The sequence below is a fragment of the Undibacterium sp. SXout20W genome (assembly GCF_049340285.1).
Lineage (GTDB): Bacteria > Pseudomonadota > Gammaproteobacteria > Burkholderiales > Burkholderiaceae_D > Undibacterium.
The window spans coordinates 141,209-159,597 of sequence record NZ_JBMPPH010000004.1 but is presented as its reverse complement, the minus strand read 5'-3'; the positions used below and the strand labels follow the sequence as shown (position 1 = coordinate 159,597).

Sequence of the window (18,389 nt, the reverse complement as noted above, 5' to 3'; positions counted from 1 at the left end):
GCATTACGCATTACTCATTACTCATTACTCATTACTCATTACTCATTACTCATTACTCATTACTCATTAAGTAAATTTTCTTGACGCCAAATGTACGCACTTTTCAAGATCAATTTTACAAAAAACGAACCAGAAAAATCACTTTACAAAACCTATTCCATCGCTAGCTCAACAAATTACCAATGGAATAAACTCTGAAAAAAAATTGGCGGAGCAGAGTGAGCTCCGCCAATTTATGGCTACATTAACTTACACCGTCATCATGACGGGTAGTCAGATTACAGTTTTGCACGGATACCGAAATACACCTGACGGCCATTCTTGTAGAAAGCACGTGGTTGATCTGGTGTCGTTGCGTAAGACTTCAACATTGGATTGTTCAGATCCTTACCTTCCAGGGACAAGCTGATGTTGTCTGTCAGGTTGTAGTTCACTGAAGCAGACACGGTACCAACTGCATCTTGGTAAATCGCGCTGTTACGATCCAGACCATTCAAGAATGCAGAACGGTAGCTGTATTGCAGACGAACACTGAACTTTTGATCTTCATAGTAACCGCCAAGATTGTACGAATTCTTGGAGGTACCAACCATGCTGCAATCGCCTGTTGTCGCACATGCAGATCCTGGTGCTTTACCAGTTTCTTTACCATCAGCATAGGTGTAGTTCACGTTCGCGCCGAAGCCGTGACCGATGTCCTGCACGTAAGACAATTCCAAGCCCTTCACTTCTGCTGTCGTATTCAACGCAGCACTCATGTTGTAGTTGGTGTTTTGTTTTTGTGCATTGTTGTAGAACGACTGAACAAAGGAACCATATGTGACATAGGAATCCATCGACATATCGAACACACCTGCGGACAACATAGATTTAGGTGCGAAATACCATTCAATACCAGCATCAAAGTTGGTTGAACGCACAGGTTTCAGATTTGGATTACCACCTGACCCAGTCATTTGCGTATCAAGCAATGTCAGAGAAGCGAGTTGACCGAAGTCAGGACGCGCCATGGTGCGGCTTACTGCGAAACGACTTACCAGATTGTTAGTCAACTCAACACGGAAGTTTGCACTTGGCAAAATATCTGTGTAAGAATTTTCAGTCACAATCGGCGCCCATGTAGTGTTTGGTGAACCATTTTCTACATGTTCTTTCGTACTCACTAAACGAACACCAAAGTTACCTGAAACTTTTTCGGTATTAAAGTTCGCCATTGCATAAGCAGCTTGCACGTCTTCTTGAATCTTGAACTCGGATTGATAGGAGTGGCTATTGAATGTAACGTTTTTATTCGCCCAAGCCGTGACCGAATCACCAGTCATTGTCCAGGAATTATTCAAAACATTTGGCAAACTAGAAGTAAAGCTTGTCACTCCAGTTGGTGCGCCAGCAATCGTGGAGCCGGCTGCTGATACCGTACCATTCAGATTCGTCAAATCACGTGCGTGGGATGCGGCACGGAAACCGAAGTTAACACTATGCAAAATATCATTGCCAGTTTTCCATGCGCCATCGATTTGACCATAAGTTTCTTTATCTTTTGACGTCACATCCGATGCCCATCCACCGATAGGACCATTTGGACGGTATGTCAATTGATTCGATCCTGGCACAACGATTTGTGCTGGCTGACTCAAGCCGAACAATGTAATACTACCACCGCTGTACGCATTCCAGACTTCGTAACCGATATCTCTAGTGTGACCAGTACCCTGTGTTTGACCCGCTTTTGCGTTGTAAGTCAAAGAATCACTGGCTTTGTAGTTCACATCCAGATTAACAAACTTGGAATCACTGTAGGAACCTGGGCGAACGGCAATATCTTGTACCGTTGTCGACATGCTCGAGCAATCCAAACCTGTTGGGCAAGATGCTGGCAATGTCAATGAAGTAATGGTGTTACCAACGATCGTCCATGCAGATGGCGCTACACCGCCCTTACCAGACCAGCCATTTGTCATTGCTGAGTATGGTGCGAACATCATATTGCGGTTGATGTTCGTTGCATCCAGACGAGAATAGAAGCCCGTCAGATCAAACGTCAAACCGGAGTTGACTTTGAACTGCGCATCGAACATACCGCCTTTACGTTCGCGATCTTGTTGGAATTGTGATGTACCAGTCAGCAAAGAAATGTTTTTACCAACAACTTCAGGATGTGCCTGAACCCAACCGGAACCATCGTAACCGGCTTGCATTTTATCCCACCACAGGAATTCCTGGCCGTCACGCAACAGGCTGCGTTTTTCGTCAAACGCTTGCGCTAAAAAGCCGAAATTATTTTGATCGTTTTTCCAGTTGACCAAGCCACTGAACTGACCATTAGTTTTGCTTGCCAGACTAGAGTTCACCGCTTCAGCAGAACCTTGTACAGTCAATTGCTGTTTAAAGTCCAGTGGCTTACGTGTTTCGATGTCGACGCTACCTGCCGCACCACCCTCAACCAGATTTGCCTGGGAGGTTTTATACACTGTCACACGGCCGATCAATTCTGACGGGAATAAAGAGTAACTAACGCTACGACCACCACCAGAAATATTCGCTGCGTACCAGTCACCGCTTGAAACGGTATGACCATTCAAGGTTGTCAGTGTCAATGCTGAAGGCGTGCCACGCAGAGCTACGCGGTCATTCTCACCAAAGCCACCTTCAGTACCACCCGCAGTTGCAACGCTCACGCCTGGAATACGTTGCAAAGAATCGGCAACGTTCTTGTCGGGCATCTTGCCCACATCTTCTGCGGTAATAACTTCAACCAATGATTCAGCATTACGTTTTTGGTTGATGGATTGTTGCATCGCTGCACGGATACCAGTCACAACAACTTCTTGTGTCTGCGGTTGGTCAGCCTGTTGTGCGTACACAGACATGGATGCACTCATTACCAGCAGTGCGACTGCTGACGCGATTGGCGTCAAACCAGGTGTTGAATTACGTTTCATTTACTCCCCCAAGATTTTTCTAAATCAATTTTTTGTCAAAGCACTCAAATTTACTTAAAGAACAAGTTCCCACTGACACACAAAACACCAGCTTTCCTACGACCAGCAAATCCACTTAGATGCCACTACAAACTCAAGTACAACAGTACTTTTACCCGAATTTGCTCAACAGTTAAGCGAACCAAGCATATGGAAAATGCCGCTCAATCTGCCAGGTACATTCCAAAAATCCCGCTGAATGCACCCGCATAAAAAATGAGCTTTAACTATTTTTTTACTCATTTTGATTCGAAGTTTTTCAATTCTTATTCTGATAACAAGAAACAAAATCTTACAAACTTTCGAATGAGCCTCACTTTAAGGATGGCAAAAGTGGTTGTCAAGCGGTATCTACGTGGTATTAACATGACTGACATTGGTATTAATTATATTGATCAATAATATGGATTAAGTCATTGTTTTAAAAAGAATTTATTTAAATTAAATACATGCCATCGATGAAGTGGTCTGTTTAGTTTTTCCAACAAACATGGATGCATATTCAATTAACGCATATTAACTTGCTGATTCCCGCATCGCGGCGATTTAATGCTTGTAAATTTTTCTGTCGATACTTCAAACGTCATAAAAATCACGCCTGCTCCGAAGAACATTTAAATTTCAATAAAAATAATTGTTGAGATACTTATCGATTGGTGTGAGAACTCTCACATCGTGAAGCGAGCGCTAAAGGTCTTGAAAAAAGACGAAGCACCAAATACATAATCACAATATTAGTATCTAAGTGGTATTGCATTTTTCAAACCTTCTATGAACTTGTTTTTTGCGAATTGAAGATAAATGCACACAATCTCATGCCAGTATGAAGGTTGGTAACACGCTAGTTATGAAACAAATGTCCAATCTCAATTGGGAATTTTTCGCGACTAAATGCGTCTCCGCATAAAGTGAGAACCTTTCTCATCTCAGAAAGTATGCGAGAAATCAAATAAAGTTAAATGTGAAGACCCCTCTACCACCACAGAATGAGATGATCTCGGCTACACTAAAGTCCAAATTGTCATGGATGAATGATTGCCATCGTATGCCTATCAATTACCTGTCAGAATTAACCGCACCAAAACGTTCGGCACGCGCCAATCTCCATCTTGGGGTAACTTTGGCAGCAGTTGCAGGCGCCTTAAATGCAGGTGGTTTCTTAGCCGTGGGTCAATACACTTCCCACATGACAGGCATGCTAGCTGCTGCAACAGATGATTTAGTTCTCGGCAGAATATTACCTGCGATGGCCGCGCTATTTTCTTTGCTCAGCTTTGCAAGTGGTGCTGCGTGTACCGCACTCATCGTCAATTTTGCGAAGCGTAATCGTCTGCCATACATTTACACGCCTGTCTTATTATTCGAAGCTTTGTTATTGCTGATATTTGGTCTCATCGGCACCGAATTACAAGAACACGAAGTCATTACCGTCTCGTTCACAACTGTGTTACTGTGTTACACAATGGGCTTGCAAAATGCGTTGATTACAAAAATTTCTCACGCAGAAATCCGCACTACCCACGTCACCGGATTAGTCACCGATATCGGTATAGAACTTGGTAAATTAGTTTACTGGAACAAAACTAAGGATGAATTTCATCCAGAAGAAGAGGTGGGCGCAAATCTGGACAAATTGCGTTTGCATCTGATGTTGGTCGGCGCATTTTTCATCGGCGGTGTGCTGGGGGCATCGGCCTTTAAGCACTTAGGATTTATCTCGACTTTGCCATTATCGATAGCCCTGATTATTCTCTCTTTAGCACCAAATATAAAACAATGGCTAAAGTCACACCCCCAAAAATAAAATAATCGTCAGCAGATACCGTTAAGTTGGACGGTTTCAACCCACCAAACTCTCGCAAGCATATTTACAGCGCGGGGGAATATGCACACGCCCTAGGATTGAGTACCCGTTTCCGCGGCAATATCGCTTTTGATTTTCTCCGCTTTATACAAAGCAACTCTAAGCAATTTGTGCTTTACGGAAATCGGCTCAGAAAGTGACTTTGTCTGAGCGCAGTGAGCATAAATTCTTTCCCGCTTTATGTGACGCACAAATTGTGCCGACACGCAGTAATGGTATCCGCGCGTCTCCTTCTTTGGCTTAGCTTTCCTGGTGACACAACAAAGCTAAATGACTGCCGGGTAACACCCGGCTTGGCCCTATAAAGAGCGATCGTTTTACATATTAAAAATCACGCAAAACTAACGCAAAACCAACTTAAAACTAACGCAATAACGATGCAATACAGCGAACATTAGGACACCTTTGCGGAACAGGATCTACAAAAATTGGATCATCTCAGCTTAAACAATAACGTCGATCAATAGTCCATCAGCTTAATTTTGCAGCGTGTTCACGCGTCGCGTGGAAAGTAATGCCAGGCCAACGTTCTTGCGTCAATTTCAGGTTAACCCCGGATGTTGCAAGGTAAGCCATGTTGCCAGCAGCGTCATAGGCAATATTGGCACCCGCTGCGGAGCGCTCAAAATCAGCCATCATTTTCTTGTCATCACAAGTGATCCAACGCGCACTGCTGATGCTGGTACCTTCAAACACAGCATCAACACCGTATTCGTTTTTGAGGCGACTTGCCACCACTTCAAACTGCAACACGCCAACTGCGCCAAGTACTAAATCGCTACTAACAACGGGTTTAAACACCTGGACCGCGCCCTCTTCACCCAATTGCTGTAAGCCTTTTTGCAATTGCTTGATTTTGAGCGGATTCAAAATACGCGCTGTGCGAAAAAAATCCGGCGCAAAATAGGGAATGCCAGTAAATTGCAGTAACTCGCCTTCAGAAAAACTATCGCCAATTTGCATATTCCCGTGATTCGGCAAACCAATAATGTCACCTGCGTATGCCTCTTCGACCTGCTCGCGAGAAGACGCCATAAATGTCACCACAGAGGACACTTTGATTTCGCGGTTCAAGCGCAAATGCTTGAGCTTCATACCGCGCTCGAATCGACCAGAACAAACACGCAAAAAGGCGATGCGATCGCGGTGAGCCGGATCCATATTCGCTTGAATCTTGAATACGAAACCGGAGAATGGTAATTCACACGATTCAACAGTACGCACAGTCGCATCACGACCGCACGGTGGCGGTGCCCAATCCAACAAGGCGTTCAAAATTTCACGCACACCAAAGTTGTTGATTGCTGAACCAAAGAATACGGGGGTTTGTACGCCAGCCAAAAAATCTTCCAGGCTAAATGGATGCGAAGCACCATGCACCAATTCGACTTCCATTTTGAGCTGCTCTATTTCAAGCGGGAACATGTCTACCAGGCGAGGATTATCAATACCTTTGATAACTTCAAATTCTTGATCGGCACGTTCGCTACCCGGCGTAAATAATAAAATTTCGTCCTTCAGAATGTGATACACACCACGGAATGTCTTACCCATGCCGATCGGCCAGGTCACTGGGGCGCACTGAATCTTCAACACAGATTCCAGTTCATCCAACAGTTCTAATGGATCGCGCGTTTCGCGGTCCATTTTATTGACGAACGTAATAATAGGCGTGTTGCGCATACGGCAAACGTTGAGCAATTTGATCGTTTGCTCTTCCACACCTTTAGCAGCATCAATCACCATCAGCGCCGAATCGACCGCGGTTAATACGCGATAGGTATCTTCAGAGAAATCCTGATGCCCAGGTGTATCAAGCAAATTAACGACGTGATCACGGTATTCGAACTGCATCACTGACGAAGCAACCGAGATACCGCGTTGCTTTTCAATCTCCATCCAGTCAGAAGTAGCGTGACGACCGCTCTTGCGCGCCTTGACGGTGCCCGCCAATTGAATCGCACCGGAAAACATCAGTAGTTTTTCAGTGAGCGTTGTTTTACCCGCATCCGGATGCGAAATAATACCGAACGTGCGGCGACGCGCTACTTCGCGGCTAATCAGATCGTTGGATGGCGGAGTAGCGTTCGCAGACTCAAGCGTTGTGTCTACCGCTGATTCTGGTGCAGATTGAGGACTGTCGCCTGAGGATTCGTTCATGGTGTTCATTGCAGCTGCCGCAAAAATGGAGGAAAAACGTGCAAGTTTAGCTGGTATTGCGCCCGAAGTCGAATGAGCGCCAATCTAAGTCATAGAATTCGGGCTTTTCTGACAAAAATTTCTTGTCTTAATGACACTTTATACAGCAACACCAAATAAAAATGCACTAAGGCAATTTTTACCTAGTTTAATTCTCACAAGAAAGATAGAGGATAGGCGGCGTAAAATGAATCACTGCAGTTTTTTTCTTCGCTTTGCTATATGCTAATCATCTTTACAAGAAAATATGTTTCTAATACTTGTTTCTAATACTTGTTTCTAATAAATTTCTAATACTTGTTTCTAATACTTGTTTCTAATACTTGTTTCTAATAAATTTCTAATACTTGTTTCTAATATTTACTTCTAAAATCTATCTCTTATACATATTTTTAATACTTATTTTTAATACTGATTTCTAATTTCTAATTCTTGTTTTGCCCTTTTAGATCAACCCCCTCTTCTTCCCTATTCCTTGACATGAAAAAGCTATTCCTCTGTTGCACATTGCTTGCCGCAACTTCTTTTCCGCAACTCAGTTTTGCATGGGGTGCAGATGGTCATCAAACCGTGGGGGCAATCGCCGACTCGCTGCTGAATGGAACTAAGGCTGGCGCACAAGTTAAAGCCTTGTCAGGGGACCAAAACCTTGAAAAAATCTCCGTCTGGGCTGATTGCGTCAAAGGCGTCTCGCCAGAGAAAGATTTCGCTTACACTTCCGCAGGTCGCTACCCTGAATGTGCATCATTTGAAACAGCGAACGGTATCGCCGCGATGGTCGATTATGTGAAACGCAATAACAGTACTTGTCATCCAGCGACGGGGGAAGAAAGCTGCCATAAACAATATCACTACGCGGACGTCAGCTTACAACATACTCATTACCAAACTGGCTACACAGGTACCAGTGATCATGATGTTGTGCACGCAATTCGCGCTGCTGCGCTGGTGTTACAGGACAAACCGCAGCCCTCGCCTTTCAATATTAAAGATAAAGCGGAAGCGTTAGCGTTGATTACACACTACATTGGCGATATTCATCAACCTTTGCACGTCGCCTCGGTTTTTTTAAATGCAGACGGCAAAATTATCAATCCGGATGAAGTTGCAAACGATAAGAGTAATAACACTGTTGGTGGTAACGCCTTACAATGTCCCTACGGAAATTTTCATTCTTTATGGGATGATTTACCGGGTCCTTTCAAACATGGGCGCATGAATGCCACGCTCACCAAGAAAGCTCGTACACTAGGGCTGGCAAACGCACCCATCGATCAACTTCCGGTACTCTGGGCAGATGACGCGATTCGCGATGCGTCTCTTGTTTTTGGAGGCGCTCAGTTCAGTAAAAGCACGCAAAATCAGTACGGCAGCAATTGGTCTATAGGTTTACCACTCGAATATGAAAAAACCATGCAGAATGTGAAAGAAGACGCACTCGCACGTGCAGGTGCTCATCTGGCACAAATATTACAAGCCATCTGGCCTGAATAATTTTGAAGATATTTAAGATAAAAAGGAATTAACTATGAGTTTTCCGCCGTTTCGCTGGATAGGTAAGGGCTGCAAGTGGTTGTGGAGCGCGCTCGATACAAGTCGCAAGATATTTTTAAATTTCTTGACGCTGCTGGTTCTGATCGTCATTGTGATCGGCATCTTTGGCGGCGGTCAGAATAAACTGGAAGAAAAAACCTCGCTGATTCTCGATTTTAAAGGATCAGTGGTTGAACAACATTCTGGTAATGCCCGTGACGCGTTATTGGCAGAAGCACAAGGCAATGCCAAGAAATCGACCCAGCTTCGTGACATATTAACCGTCCTCGATAGTGCAGCCAAAGACAACAAAATCACCAGCGCCGTGTTGTTACTGGACGAAATGGGACCGACCGGCTTGCCAATGTTGCGTGAGGTTGCCGCCGCCATCGATCGTTTTAAAGCGAGCGGAAAAACAGTGGTTGCCTGGGGCTCAAAATACGATCAGCGTCAATATTTTTTAGCCGCTCATGCGAATGAAGTGTATATGCATCCTATGGGTTCAGTCCTATTGGCTGGATTCGGCAAGTACAGAAACTATTATCGTGATGCGCTGGACAAAGTCGGCATCACAGTTAATTTGCTCAAAGTCGGCACCTACAAAAGTTTTGCTGAACCGTATATTGCCAACGCCCCTTCCGAGGCAGCCACCGAAGCTGAGAGTTTTCTCTATGGCGCAATGTGGAAGACCTATACAAGCAACGTTGAACAAGCACGTAAATTGCCCGCAGGTAGCATCATGCAGGGTATTGATCAATTACCCGAGCTGCTCAAAGCGGCTGGTGACGACAGTGCAAAACTGGCGGTCAATCTGAAGTTAATTGATGGATTGAAAACGCGTGATGAATTACGTGAATTGATGCTTAAACGGGCAGCGCGCGACGAACAAAATCACACATTCCGCCAAATCGCATTTGACGATTATCTGTCGCGCCAGAAGCCCAAATTATTTGGTGATGCGGTCGGCGTTGTGGTCGCCGAAGGCGAGATTGGTGATGGCACAGCGCCACCTGGTGCTATCGGTGGTTTATCAACCTCTGCCCTGATCCGCAAAGCGCGTGAAGATGACAGCATCAAGGCGATCGTGTTACGTGTTGATTCGCCTGGCGGCAGTGCATTTAGTTCAGAATTAATTCGCCGCGAATTGGAACTAACACGGAACGCCGGCAAGCCAGTCGTGATTTCAATGGGCAATGTGGCTGCTTCCGGCGGTTATTGGATCTCGATGTCATCCGATGAAGTTATTGCCGATGAAGCGACAGTGACTGGATCTATCGGCGTCTTCGCGATTTTGCCAACAGCGGATAAAGCAATTGAAAAATTGGGCATCCATACTGGTGGCACAACCACAACCTGGCTTGCAGATCCATTTAACCCCCTGCGTCCCTTGAATCCGAAATTTGGCGATTTGGTTCAATCCAGCATCAATCATATTTATGCTGAATTTACAGGCAAGGCAGCAGCAGCACGCAAAACTACGCCAGAGAAAATTGATGCTGTGGCACAAGGTCGTGTTTGGACCGGTGCGCAAGCCAAAGAACGTGGGTTGATCGACACCGTCGGCAGCTATTCTGACGCGATTAAATCCGCCGCGACGCGTGCCAAATTGGGAAATGATTTCCGCGTCAGTTATATTGAACCGGAATTAACCAAATTCGACCGCCTCTTCGATTTAATTGGTACGCAAACTGCTCACATTTTGCAGGATCAGTTCAAAGTTGCCTTGGTACCTACCGGCATCCCACCGGTCGTAGCAACACAGATCATCTCTGACTTTACGTGGTTGTCAGATGTCAATAAGGATGGCCAGGGATATTCAGCCATTACGCATTGCTTATGCTCAGCACCATAAAATAAGCGTTAAAGAAAAAAGGGCAACTGAAGTCATTCAGTTGCCCTTTTTTTACCTTTGACCCTAAAAACAAAAGTACACCATGCAATTTGTGATGCGATTTATGCAGACATTATCTCGTCGGTTGAAAGGGTTTCAGATTCAGACATATTTTCTTTGATTCACTTTTTTACGGCCGCGCAATTTTTGCAAGATATGACGTAAATTCATCAATAGAATAACTGGCTCCTGCCAGCGCATTTCGAGCCACCATACAGGATAAAACAACCACTTCAATAAGTTACCGAAGTCGTGCGCATCAATGGCCCGAAAAACATCCTGCGGGAACAGAGGGATAATTTTTTTTGGTCGATTTTTTTGCTTGAACGCAATATTGTAATTTATCGGTTCAATATTCAATAAATTTCTGACAGCAGCAACAAAATCAACGCCGGCGCGCTTGCCCAAATTCATGGTCAGCGTAGGCCTGAAATTTTGCTCCAGCAACACCAGTTCACCAGTGTCATGTTTCTCGATAAAATCGATGCCGCACAATCCATGAAATCCAGATAATTCGCCTAGCTGTTGCAAAACGCCTTGTAACTCTGGAAATATCTTCAATTCAATTGCGGCGGAAGGACCAAACGAGCCCCACGTGCGGGAACGATAATACGAAAACCACGCAATTGGTTTGCCCGCCTGGTAAATCGCCGCGGCACTTACAAGACGTCCGTCTATAAACTTTTGCGCTATCACCTGCTGATTAACTTGAATGGTTTTCAATGCGTCGTGACTATCAACGACGCGAACGGCTAAACCGGCAAAACCTTGTGCTTCCTTAATGACTAATGGAAAACCCAATCGACGCCCGGCAGCTTGTAATTGGGGTTGATCTTCACACAAATCATAATCCGGCACGGACATATTTTTCGCCCGACATGCCTCAATAAACACCGCTTTTGAAGTAATGAAATCAATTCCTGCATCACCTCCAACGGTAGGAAAATGTTGCTGAACCCATGGCTCTTTGCGACGTTTTTCTAACGCATAGAGAAGTGGATCATCACCAATGACGATCCAATCATATTTCTCTGCCTGATTTTGCAAATGCACATTCAGATCAGCGACCACAGCGTCAACATCATTCGGGGAAATGTAGAGTTGTTTTACATAGCGCGAAGACGCAGGAAAATTTCCCTGCACGCCAAGGACACTAATTTCGCAGCCTACTTCATGTAATAAGGCGGGAAGCCGGGATAACCCTTCCCAATGCGCAAATGAAACAATCAAGACCCGGAAATGACGCATAAATTAATGTCAAAAATAAAATAATTTAAAAATATTTATGAAAGTTTTATTTTTCATAAATTTATTATAGAGCAAATTAAATTATTTTTTATACAATCATTCATCAATATTGAAAAACAATGTGGAAAATTTAACAACAAGTTTTTTTAAAAAAACCACATATTTCAACGAAGATATAGACCAATGCAAACTTCGCCACTGCGTTGACAGAGAGAAGCTTGCCAGCAAATATTAGAAATTTTGAAAAATTAATGAATCGCAGGGAAATTTTTATAAATTTCAACTCTGATCACCGTCATCAGGTTCTCCCATAATAATTTCCCAATTGCAATGAAAAATTCAGGTCAATACGGGCTTTACATATACGATGTCGATACGCCGTCAAAAGGCATAACCACTCGATATTCATTCGGGATTTTTAACAACTTGGGTGATAAAAAAGGAAATCAAACGTACTTTGTCACGGAGAGTACGAAGAAGAATTGAAGACCAGCCCAACACTGTCCGTGGCAGATTGGGCTGGCTGGCAATCACAGGGAAGTTTACACTTTGGTTGAACGTGAACGACGCCGCATCGTTGCGTTCATCGTAGGAACGATATCTTCGCCTTTGATCAAACGTGAAAGTTTCATTGCATCGACAAAACGCGAGGAGCTAGCGCTGGCGTTAAGAAGTACCAGTGTTGCTTTTTTCTCGGCGAGCTTAATTCGCATAATGAGGCAGTTTCCTGCTTCATTAGTAAAGCCAGTCTTCGAGAGTAAAATATCCCACCCTTTTTTACCGACCAAACGATTGGTGTTATGAAACAATCGTTTCCTGCCTTTAATATCGATAGTGTCCGAACTGTCGGTTGTAATATCAGTGATTTGCGGATAATGTGATGCGGCAACTGCCATTTTGACTAAATCGGCAGCCGTTGAGGTATTTTCGGGAGACAGGCCTGTCGGCTCTTTCATGACTGTATTCGACATCCCCAACGCTTTGATTTTGACATTCACGGCTTTTTCAAACGCGACATTTCCGCCTGGATATGTCCGCGCCAACGCTGCCGCGGCGCGATTGTCCGAGGACATCAAAGCGAGTTGTAAGACGTCTTTCCGAGACAAAGTCGCCCCAACAGGTACATGCGAAATACTATGCTTGAGCGTATCGAGATCAGCATTCTCTATGGAAATCATTTCGTCCATATTAGGTTTGCTATCCAGTATCACCATCGCCGTCATTAATTTCGTCAATGAAGCAATCGGCGCCACCTCACTGGCATTTTTTTCAAGAAGTACTTTGCCAGTACCATCTTCAACGACGATCGCATGTTGTGAATTCAACTGCACCGCCGCAACGCTACCAATTTGCAGCGCTAAGCAAAGACCAACCAAGCGTTTCAACATTGCTCAATACCTGACTAAATTTAAATGAAGGATGTTGCGTAACCAGCTTATGAACGATTTATTCGTAACGATGCACAGAACGCATCTGAAAAATCACGAAATCAGACTATTGCGCCCAACTCTCTATATGTCACGCTGGATTCTAAGTACGCACAAGATCTGAGATTATGACGCATTAAGAATAATTTTCCATATTAATTAAGAGCAATGACATCATTTTTTTCAGGAAATGTTTTTACATGCATCAATAATTAACAAAAAGATAATTTATCTCTCATCAATGATGTCATAAATCGTATTAAATTCGATGACATCGCAGATTCATGGGTCAATTTTACCCGTTGATCAATTCTAATTTTTCTGCTCTTTACGATCGTAAATTGTCACTATCCCATAGCGAAGTAGGTAATCAACGCTTTTATTAACGCCGCCCAAACAGCTGTCATTAGTCTGTCATAAATTGCATGTAACGTTCGGGTCTCCAAGTTTGGAGTTTAAGGATATGAAAATGAAATTCTTTTTGAAAACTACACTCGTTACAGCAGCAACTCTGCTGACATTCTCATCTGCGATCGCCGCTGAAATCACTGGCGCAGGATCCAGCTTTGTATACCCAATTGCCTCCAAATGGGCAGAAGCATACAAAAAAGCCACTGGTAATAGCCTAAACTATCAATCCATCGGTTCCGGTGGTGGTATCAAACAAATTAAAGCAAATACTGTCGATTTTGGCGCTTCCGACATGCCATTAACAGTAGAAGAATTAGATAAAGAAGATTTGCTACAGTTTCCAGTTGTAATGGGCGGTGTTGTGCCTGTTGTGCATATTGATGGTATCAAACCAGGTCAATTGAAATTGACAGGTCAAGTGATCGCTGACATTTTCTTGGGTAAAGTTACTAAATGGAATGACCCAGAAATCGCCGCTGTCAATCCAGGTATTAAATTTCCTTCTGAAGACATCACTGTCGTTCATCGCTCTGACGCTTCTGGCACAACGTTCTTGTTCTCCGACTATCTGTCTAAAGTAAATCCAGAGTTCAAAAAAGTAATCGGCTCCAGTACCGCAGTTAAGTGGCCAGCAGGCTTGGGCGGTAAAGGTAACGAAGGCGTTGCTGCTAACGTTCAGCGTATCAATGGTTCTATTGGCTATGTTGAATTTGCATTCGCAAAGAAAAACAACCTGTCTTACACACAATTGAAAAACCGCGAAGGCCAATTTGTTGAGCCAGATGCAGATACATTTAAAGCTGCAGCAGCTGGTGCAGCGTGGGATAAAACACCAGGTTTCGCAGTCGTAACAACTGACCAACCAGGTAAAACAAGCTGGCCAATCACTGGTGCGACTTTTGTATTGGTACACAAAACTCAACCAGACGCAGCGAAAATTAAAGAAACTTTGAAATTCATTGACTGGTCCTACAAAAATGGTACCGCAATGGCACTCGAACTTGATTACATCGCAATGCCAAGTTCTGTTGTTGACCAGATCGAAAAAACCTGGAAAGCACAGATCAAAGATGGTTCCGGAAAAGCCGTTTGGTAATCTAGGTTTCCGTAATTTGCTGTGATTCTTGTTGTGGATTGAAGCAAATAGAATCAGCGAATCAGAAAATAAAAAGGGATTTTACCTTCATGGTGAAATCCCTTTTTTTCATTGCGCATGCAGAGCGAGCGCGGTCATCAACAACGACAAAATGCTGACATTTGGCGGGTTGCAACCGTCCTACGATTAAGTAAGCTTAGCCAGTGCAATATTGCTTTTGACTTTCACCGCTATCGACAAAGCAATTTGTGCTTAACAGAAAACGGATCAGAAAGTATCTTTGACTGAGCGCAGCGAATTTAGATACTTTCCCGTTTTACGTGTCGCACAAATTGTACCGACACGCATTGAGGACAATTATTGATCCAAACATCCGCCAATTAACCTCAAACTCATTGCGCAGCCCGACGTTTGGCTTCCTCATCATACAACTCTTTTTTTGAGAGCTTACCGACTGGGGTCTTCGGTAATTCAGGACGAATTTCTATTTCTTGCGGCATTTCATGCTTACCTAATTTATCGCGCAAAAAATCCTTTAGCTCATCCAATGCCAAAGTGCTCTCACCATTTTTTAATTTAATAAACGCCTTTGCCGCCTGACCGCGATAATCGTCTGGAATACCGATAACACTAACCTCTGCCACAGCAGGGTGTTGATAAATAGCTTCTTCAATATTACGTGGATACACGTTATAGCCACCCGATAAAATCATATCTTTGGTGCGATCCACGATATACACAAAACCGTCTTCATCCATATAACCAACATCGCCCGTACGGAAATATCCATCTGCTGTGAAGGCATCTTTATTCGCTTCCGGTTTATTCCAGTACCCCTTCATAATGTTGCCACCTGCAACGCATATTTCACCACGCTCACCAATGGCAACGTATTTTCCGCGTTCATCAATGCTTTCAAATTTGAAGCTGATGCCAGGTGTTGGTAAGCCGCAAGAACCTGATTTACGCATTCCCTTTGAAGGTGTGAAGGTACCCGTCGGTGACGTCTCAGTCATACCCCAACCCTCTAATAAATTACACGAGGTCAGAGTTTGAAATTTTTGCAATATTTGCACCGGAAGAGGCGCACCACCTGAGTTGCAAAACTTGAGTGAACTCAGATCAAATTCAGTAATCTGAGGATGTTGAATAATCGCTGCGTACATGGTGGGGACACCAGGGAAAACAGTGATTTTTTTGTTCGCTAAGTCCTTCACAACGGCATCGACGTCAAAACGCGTGTGCAACACAATTTCTGCCCCCATACGGATACCGAATAACATATCGACGGTGAGCGCATAAATATGGAACAGTGGCAGCACAGCCAGAACGCGCTCTTTGCCTTCTTCTAAAATAGGTGGATCAATGTGCGTCGTTTCCAAAATCTGACTGCAGGCAGTCGTCAGATTTGCGTGGCTAAGCATTGCGCCTTTAGGTAAGCCAGTCGTGCCTCCCGTGTATTGCAGCACCGCGATTGTATCGGCAGGGTCAGTCTGGGGAATGGCTTGATAATCCCCATCGTTGTCGATCAGACGGGAAAATAATTGATGATGCTCGTCTGCCGGTACATGACACAACTGCCCTGCTTTCTGTAAATTAGCGTTTACAGCATCCGGATAAGGTGACATCTCAGCAACGCTGCCAACGATAATTTTTTTCAAGCGTGTGTGTGACAACATGCTCGCCATTTGCGGATACAGCGTCACCATGTCCAATGTTACTAACAAATCAGTATGACTATCTTCGATTTTGTGTGCGAGAACTTTTTCCGCGTCGAGCGGAGAATAATTAACGACAGTACCGCCAGCTTGCAAAATCGCAAAAAAACAAATCACATAATGCGGCGTATTCGGTAAAAATAAACCTACATGAACACCTGGCTTGACACCGAGCGCCTGAAAACCTTTTGTCGCCTTATCGACGAGTTGTTGCAACTCTCGATAACTGGTTCGTTTGCCCATGAACTCAAGAACTGGTTGATCTGCCCATAACGCAGCGGCATCATGCAACAGTTTCGGTATTGCGCTAACAGGCAAATTGGCATCCCAACGGACGCCAGGCGGATAAGATTTGACCCAAGGTGTTTCGCTCATTTTTGTCTCCTGACCTTCTGATATTTTTTTTGGAAATTAAGCACAACCGATCAACTGCTCGACATTTATAAAATGTCTACCGAACCTATACTCCCTATTGTATTTATAAATATCCTTTCAGATACGCAATTTTTAGACATTTATTGACCATACTCCCCATATTTTCCATTGTTATCCAACATCAAACCGATGCTCATGGAAACAAAACAAGGATAAACATGAGGTTTAAAACCCATTGTCTATCCTTATTGTAGCAGCCAATTTTTTGATCAACTTTTTGATCAATTTTTTGATTAACTTTTTGATCAACCTTTTGATCAACCTTAAGCAGTTTTGCTGCTAGTGTATTTTTTCAACTCCATCTTACCGATTTGATTTCTGTGCACTTCATCAGGTCCATCAGCGAGGCGCAAGGTACGGGCTTGTGCGTACGCGTAGGCAAGGCCAAAGTCATCAGAAACCCCACCACCGCCATGCGCTTGTATAGCCCAGTCAATCACCTGACAGGCCATGTTCGGCGCAGCCACTTTAATCATCGCGATTTCTTTTGCTGCTTCTTTGTTTCCGACCGTATCCATCATTTGGGCGGCGTTTAAGACCAAGAAACGTGCCTGATCAATCAAAATCCGTGCATTAGCGATACGCTCTAAGGTAACGCCTTGCTCGGCGACGCGCTTACCAAAAGCGACACGCGTCAAGGATCGCTTGCACATATCTTCGAGCGCCCGCTCTGCCAAGCCAATCAAACGCATGCAATGATGAATGCGACCAGGGCCTAAGCGCCCCTGCGCAATTTCAAATCCACGGCCTTCGCCAAGCAACATATTGGAAGCAGGAACCCTGACGTTTTCAAAAAGCACTTCGCCATGGCCGTGTGGTGCATCGTCATAACCGAATACTGGCAAGGCACGTAAAATCGTCACACCCGGCGTATCTCGAGGGACGATAATCATCGATTGCTGCTTGTGACGATCTGGATTGGTGGCGTCACTTTTGCCCATAAAAATGAAAACTTTACAACGCGGGTCATTGGCACCGGACGACCACCATTTACGACCATTGATGACATACTCATCGCCCTCACGAACGATGGAGGCTTCAATGTTGGTTGCATCGGATGAGGCAACCGCAGGTTCTGTCATCGCGAAGCAGGAACGAATTTCACCGCGCAGCAAAGGTTTGAGCCATTGTTCCTGTTGTTCCGGAGTGCCGTAACGTGCAAAGACTTCCATGTTTCCGGTATCGGGCGCGGAGCAATTAAAAACTTCGGCCGACCACAAAGCGCGTCCCATGATTTCGCATAATGGTGCATATTCTAAGTTCGTCAGCCCAGCACCATGGCCGGATTCTGGTAAGAACAAATTCCACAAACCTGCGTCGCGTGCTTTCGCTTTCAATTGTTCGACAATCTTGGTTGGAATCCACGCATCGCCCGCTTTACGGTTAGCAGCGATTTCGCCATAAAACGTCGCTTCATTTGGATAGATATGTTCATCCATAAATGCTTTTAAACGCGACTGTAAATCGATCACTTTAGGGCTGTATTGAAAATCCATGATAAACCTCGTTGGTTAAATACATTTCAATGGCCTGCTATGCACGAATGCAAGCGAGGCGCTGACAAAGGGATAGTTCGATTAGAACCT

Annotated in this window: 10 protein-coding genes; 4 read left to right on the top strand and 6 right to left on the bottom strand. The window is 44.3% G+C overall.

Annotated features, from left to right (window positions below; genetic code table 11):
• Positions 1 to 278 precede the first annotated feature (278 nt).
• On the bottom strand, positions 279 to 2,942 hold the full coding sequence (locus tag ACO0K1_RS04195) for a TonB-dependent receptor (RefSeq protein ID WP_423023006.1): 2,664 nt from the start codon (positions 2,940 to 2,942) through the stop codon (positions 279 to 281).
• Positions 2,943 to 4,026: 1,084 nt separating this feature from the next.
• On the opposite strand from ACO0K1_RS04195, the gene ACO0K1_RS04190 reads away from it, so the two are divergent.
• Positions 4,027 to 4,785 carry a YoaK family protein gene (locus tag ACO0K1_RS04190; protein WP_423023005.1) on the top strand — a complete coding sequence of 253 codons (759 nt, stop codon included), beginning with the start codon at positions 4,027 to 4,029 and terminating at the stop codon, positions 4,783 to 4,785.
• Between the two features lie 531 nt (positions 4,786 to 5,316).
• Here ACO0K1_RS04190 and ACO0K1_RS04185 read toward each other — a convergent pair.
• Positions 5,317 to 7,005, bottom strand: a complete 1,689-nt coding sequence (locus tag ACO0K1_RS04185; protein ID WP_423023003.1) for a peptide chain release factor 3 — start codon at positions 7,003 to 7,005, stop codon at positions 5,317 to 5,319.
• Positions 7,006 to 7,524: 519 nt separating this feature from the next.
• On the opposite strand from ACO0K1_RS04185, the gene ACO0K1_RS04180 reads away from it, so the two are divergent.
• Both ACO0K1_RS04180 and sppA read left to right on the top strand, forming a co-directional pair.
• A complete protein-coding gene (locus tag ACO0K1_RS04180) occupies positions 7,525 to 8,538 on the top strand; it encodes a S1/P1 nuclease (protein WP_423023001.1) in 1,014 nt (337 codons plus the stop codon).
• A gap of 34 nt (positions 8,539 to 8,572) precedes the next feature.
• A complete protein-coding gene (gene sppA / locus ACO0K1_RS04175) occupies positions 8,573 to 10,429 on the top strand; it encodes a signal peptide peptidase SppA (protein ID WP_423022999.1) in 1,857 nt (618 codons plus the stop codon).
• Positions 10,430 to 10,570: 141 nt separating this feature from the next.
• Here sppA and ACO0K1_RS04170 read toward each other — a convergent pair whose 3' ends face one another.
• Complete coding sequence (locus ACO0K1_RS04170; protein ID WP_423022997.1) at positions 10,571 to 11,716, bottom strand: ATP-grasp domain-containing protein; 1,146 nt, start codon at positions 11,714 to 11,716, stop codon at positions 10,571 to 10,573.
• A 542-nt stretch (positions 11,717 to 12,258) separates the two neighbouring features.
• Positions 12,259 to 13,104: a serine hydrolase gene (locus ACO0K1_RS04165; protein WP_423022995.1), complete on the bottom strand. Its 846-nt coding sequence runs from the start codon at positions 13,102 to 13,104 to the stop codon at positions 12,259 to 12,261.
• A gap of 508 nt (positions 13,105 to 13,612) precedes the next feature.
• Here ACO0K1_RS04165 and pstS point away from each other — a divergent pair.
• Positions 13,613 to 14,650, top strand: coding sequence for a phosphate ABC transporter substrate-binding protein PstS (gene pstS, locus ACO0K1_RS04160; protein WP_423022993.1), 1,038 nt, complete (start codon positions 13,613 to 13,615; stop codon positions 14,648 to 14,650).
• A 392-nt stretch (positions 14,651 to 15,042) separates the two neighbouring features.
• On the opposite strand, the gene ACO0K1_RS04155 is transcribed toward pstS, so the two are convergent.
• Both ACO0K1_RS04155 and ACO0K1_RS04150 read right to left on the bottom strand, forming a co-directional pair.
• The gene (locus ACO0K1_RS04155) at positions 15,043 to 16,743 is read right to left on the bottom strand and encodes a long-chain-fatty-acid--CoA ligase (RefSeq protein ID WP_423022991.1); all 1,701 of its coding nucleotides are present in this window, start codon (positions 16,741 to 16,743) and stop codon (positions 15,043 to 15,045) included.
• A 323-nt stretch (positions 16,744 to 17,066) separates the two neighbouring features.
• The gene (locus ACO0K1_RS04150) at positions 17,067 to 18,299 is read right to left on the bottom strand and encodes an acyl-CoA dehydrogenase family protein (protein WP_423022989.1); all 1,233 of its coding nucleotides are present in this window, start codon (positions 18,297 to 18,299) and stop codon (positions 17,067 to 17,069) included.
• Positions 18,300 to 18,389: the final 90 nt, after the last annotated feature.

What these genes read in the sequence shown, in the direction of transcription:
- ACO0K1_RS04190 (WP_423023005.1), top strand. Translation starts at nt 4,027, where the DNA reads ATGCCTATCAATTACCTGTCAGAATTAACCGCACCAAAACGTTCGGCA.
- ACO0K1_RS04150 (WP_423022989.1), bottom strand. Translation starts at nt 18,299, where the DNA reads ATGGATTTTCAATACAGCCCTAAAGTGATCGATTTACAGTCGCGTTTA.
- sppA (WP_423022999.1), top strand. Translation starts at nt 8,573, where the DNA reads ATGAGTTTTCCGCCGTTTCGCTGGATAGGTAAGGGCTGCAAGTGGTTG.
- ACO0K1_RS04165 (WP_423022995.1), bottom strand. Translation starts at nt 13,104, where the DNA reads ATGTTGAAACGCTTGGTTGGTCTTTGCTTAGCGCTGCAAATTGGTAGC.
- ACO0K1_RS04170 (WP_423022997.1), bottom strand. Translation starts at nt 11,716, where the DNA reads ATGCGTCATTTCCGGGTCTTGATTGTTTCATTTGCGCATTGGGAAGGG.
- ACO0K1_RS04180 (WP_423023001.1), top strand. Translation starts at nt 7,525, where the DNA reads ATGAAAAAGCTATTCCTCTGTTGCACATTGCTTGCCGCAACTTCTTTT.
- ACO0K1_RS04155 (WP_423022991.1), bottom strand. Translation starts at nt 16,743, where the DNA reads ATGAGCGAAACACCTTGGGTCAAATCTTATCCGCCTGGCGTCCGTTGG.
- pstS (WP_423022993.1), top strand. Translation starts at nt 13,613, where the DNA reads ATGAAATTCTTTTTGAAAACTACACTCGTTACAGCAGCAACTCTGCTG.
- ACO0K1_RS04185 (WP_423023003.1), bottom strand. Translation starts at nt 7,005, where the DNA reads ATGAACGAATCCTCAGGCGACAGTCCTCAATCTGCACCAGAATCAGCG.
- ACO0K1_RS04195 (WP_423023006.1), bottom strand. Translation starts at nt 2,942, where the DNA reads ATGAAACGTAATTCAACACCTGGTTTGACGCCAATCGCGTCAGCAGTC.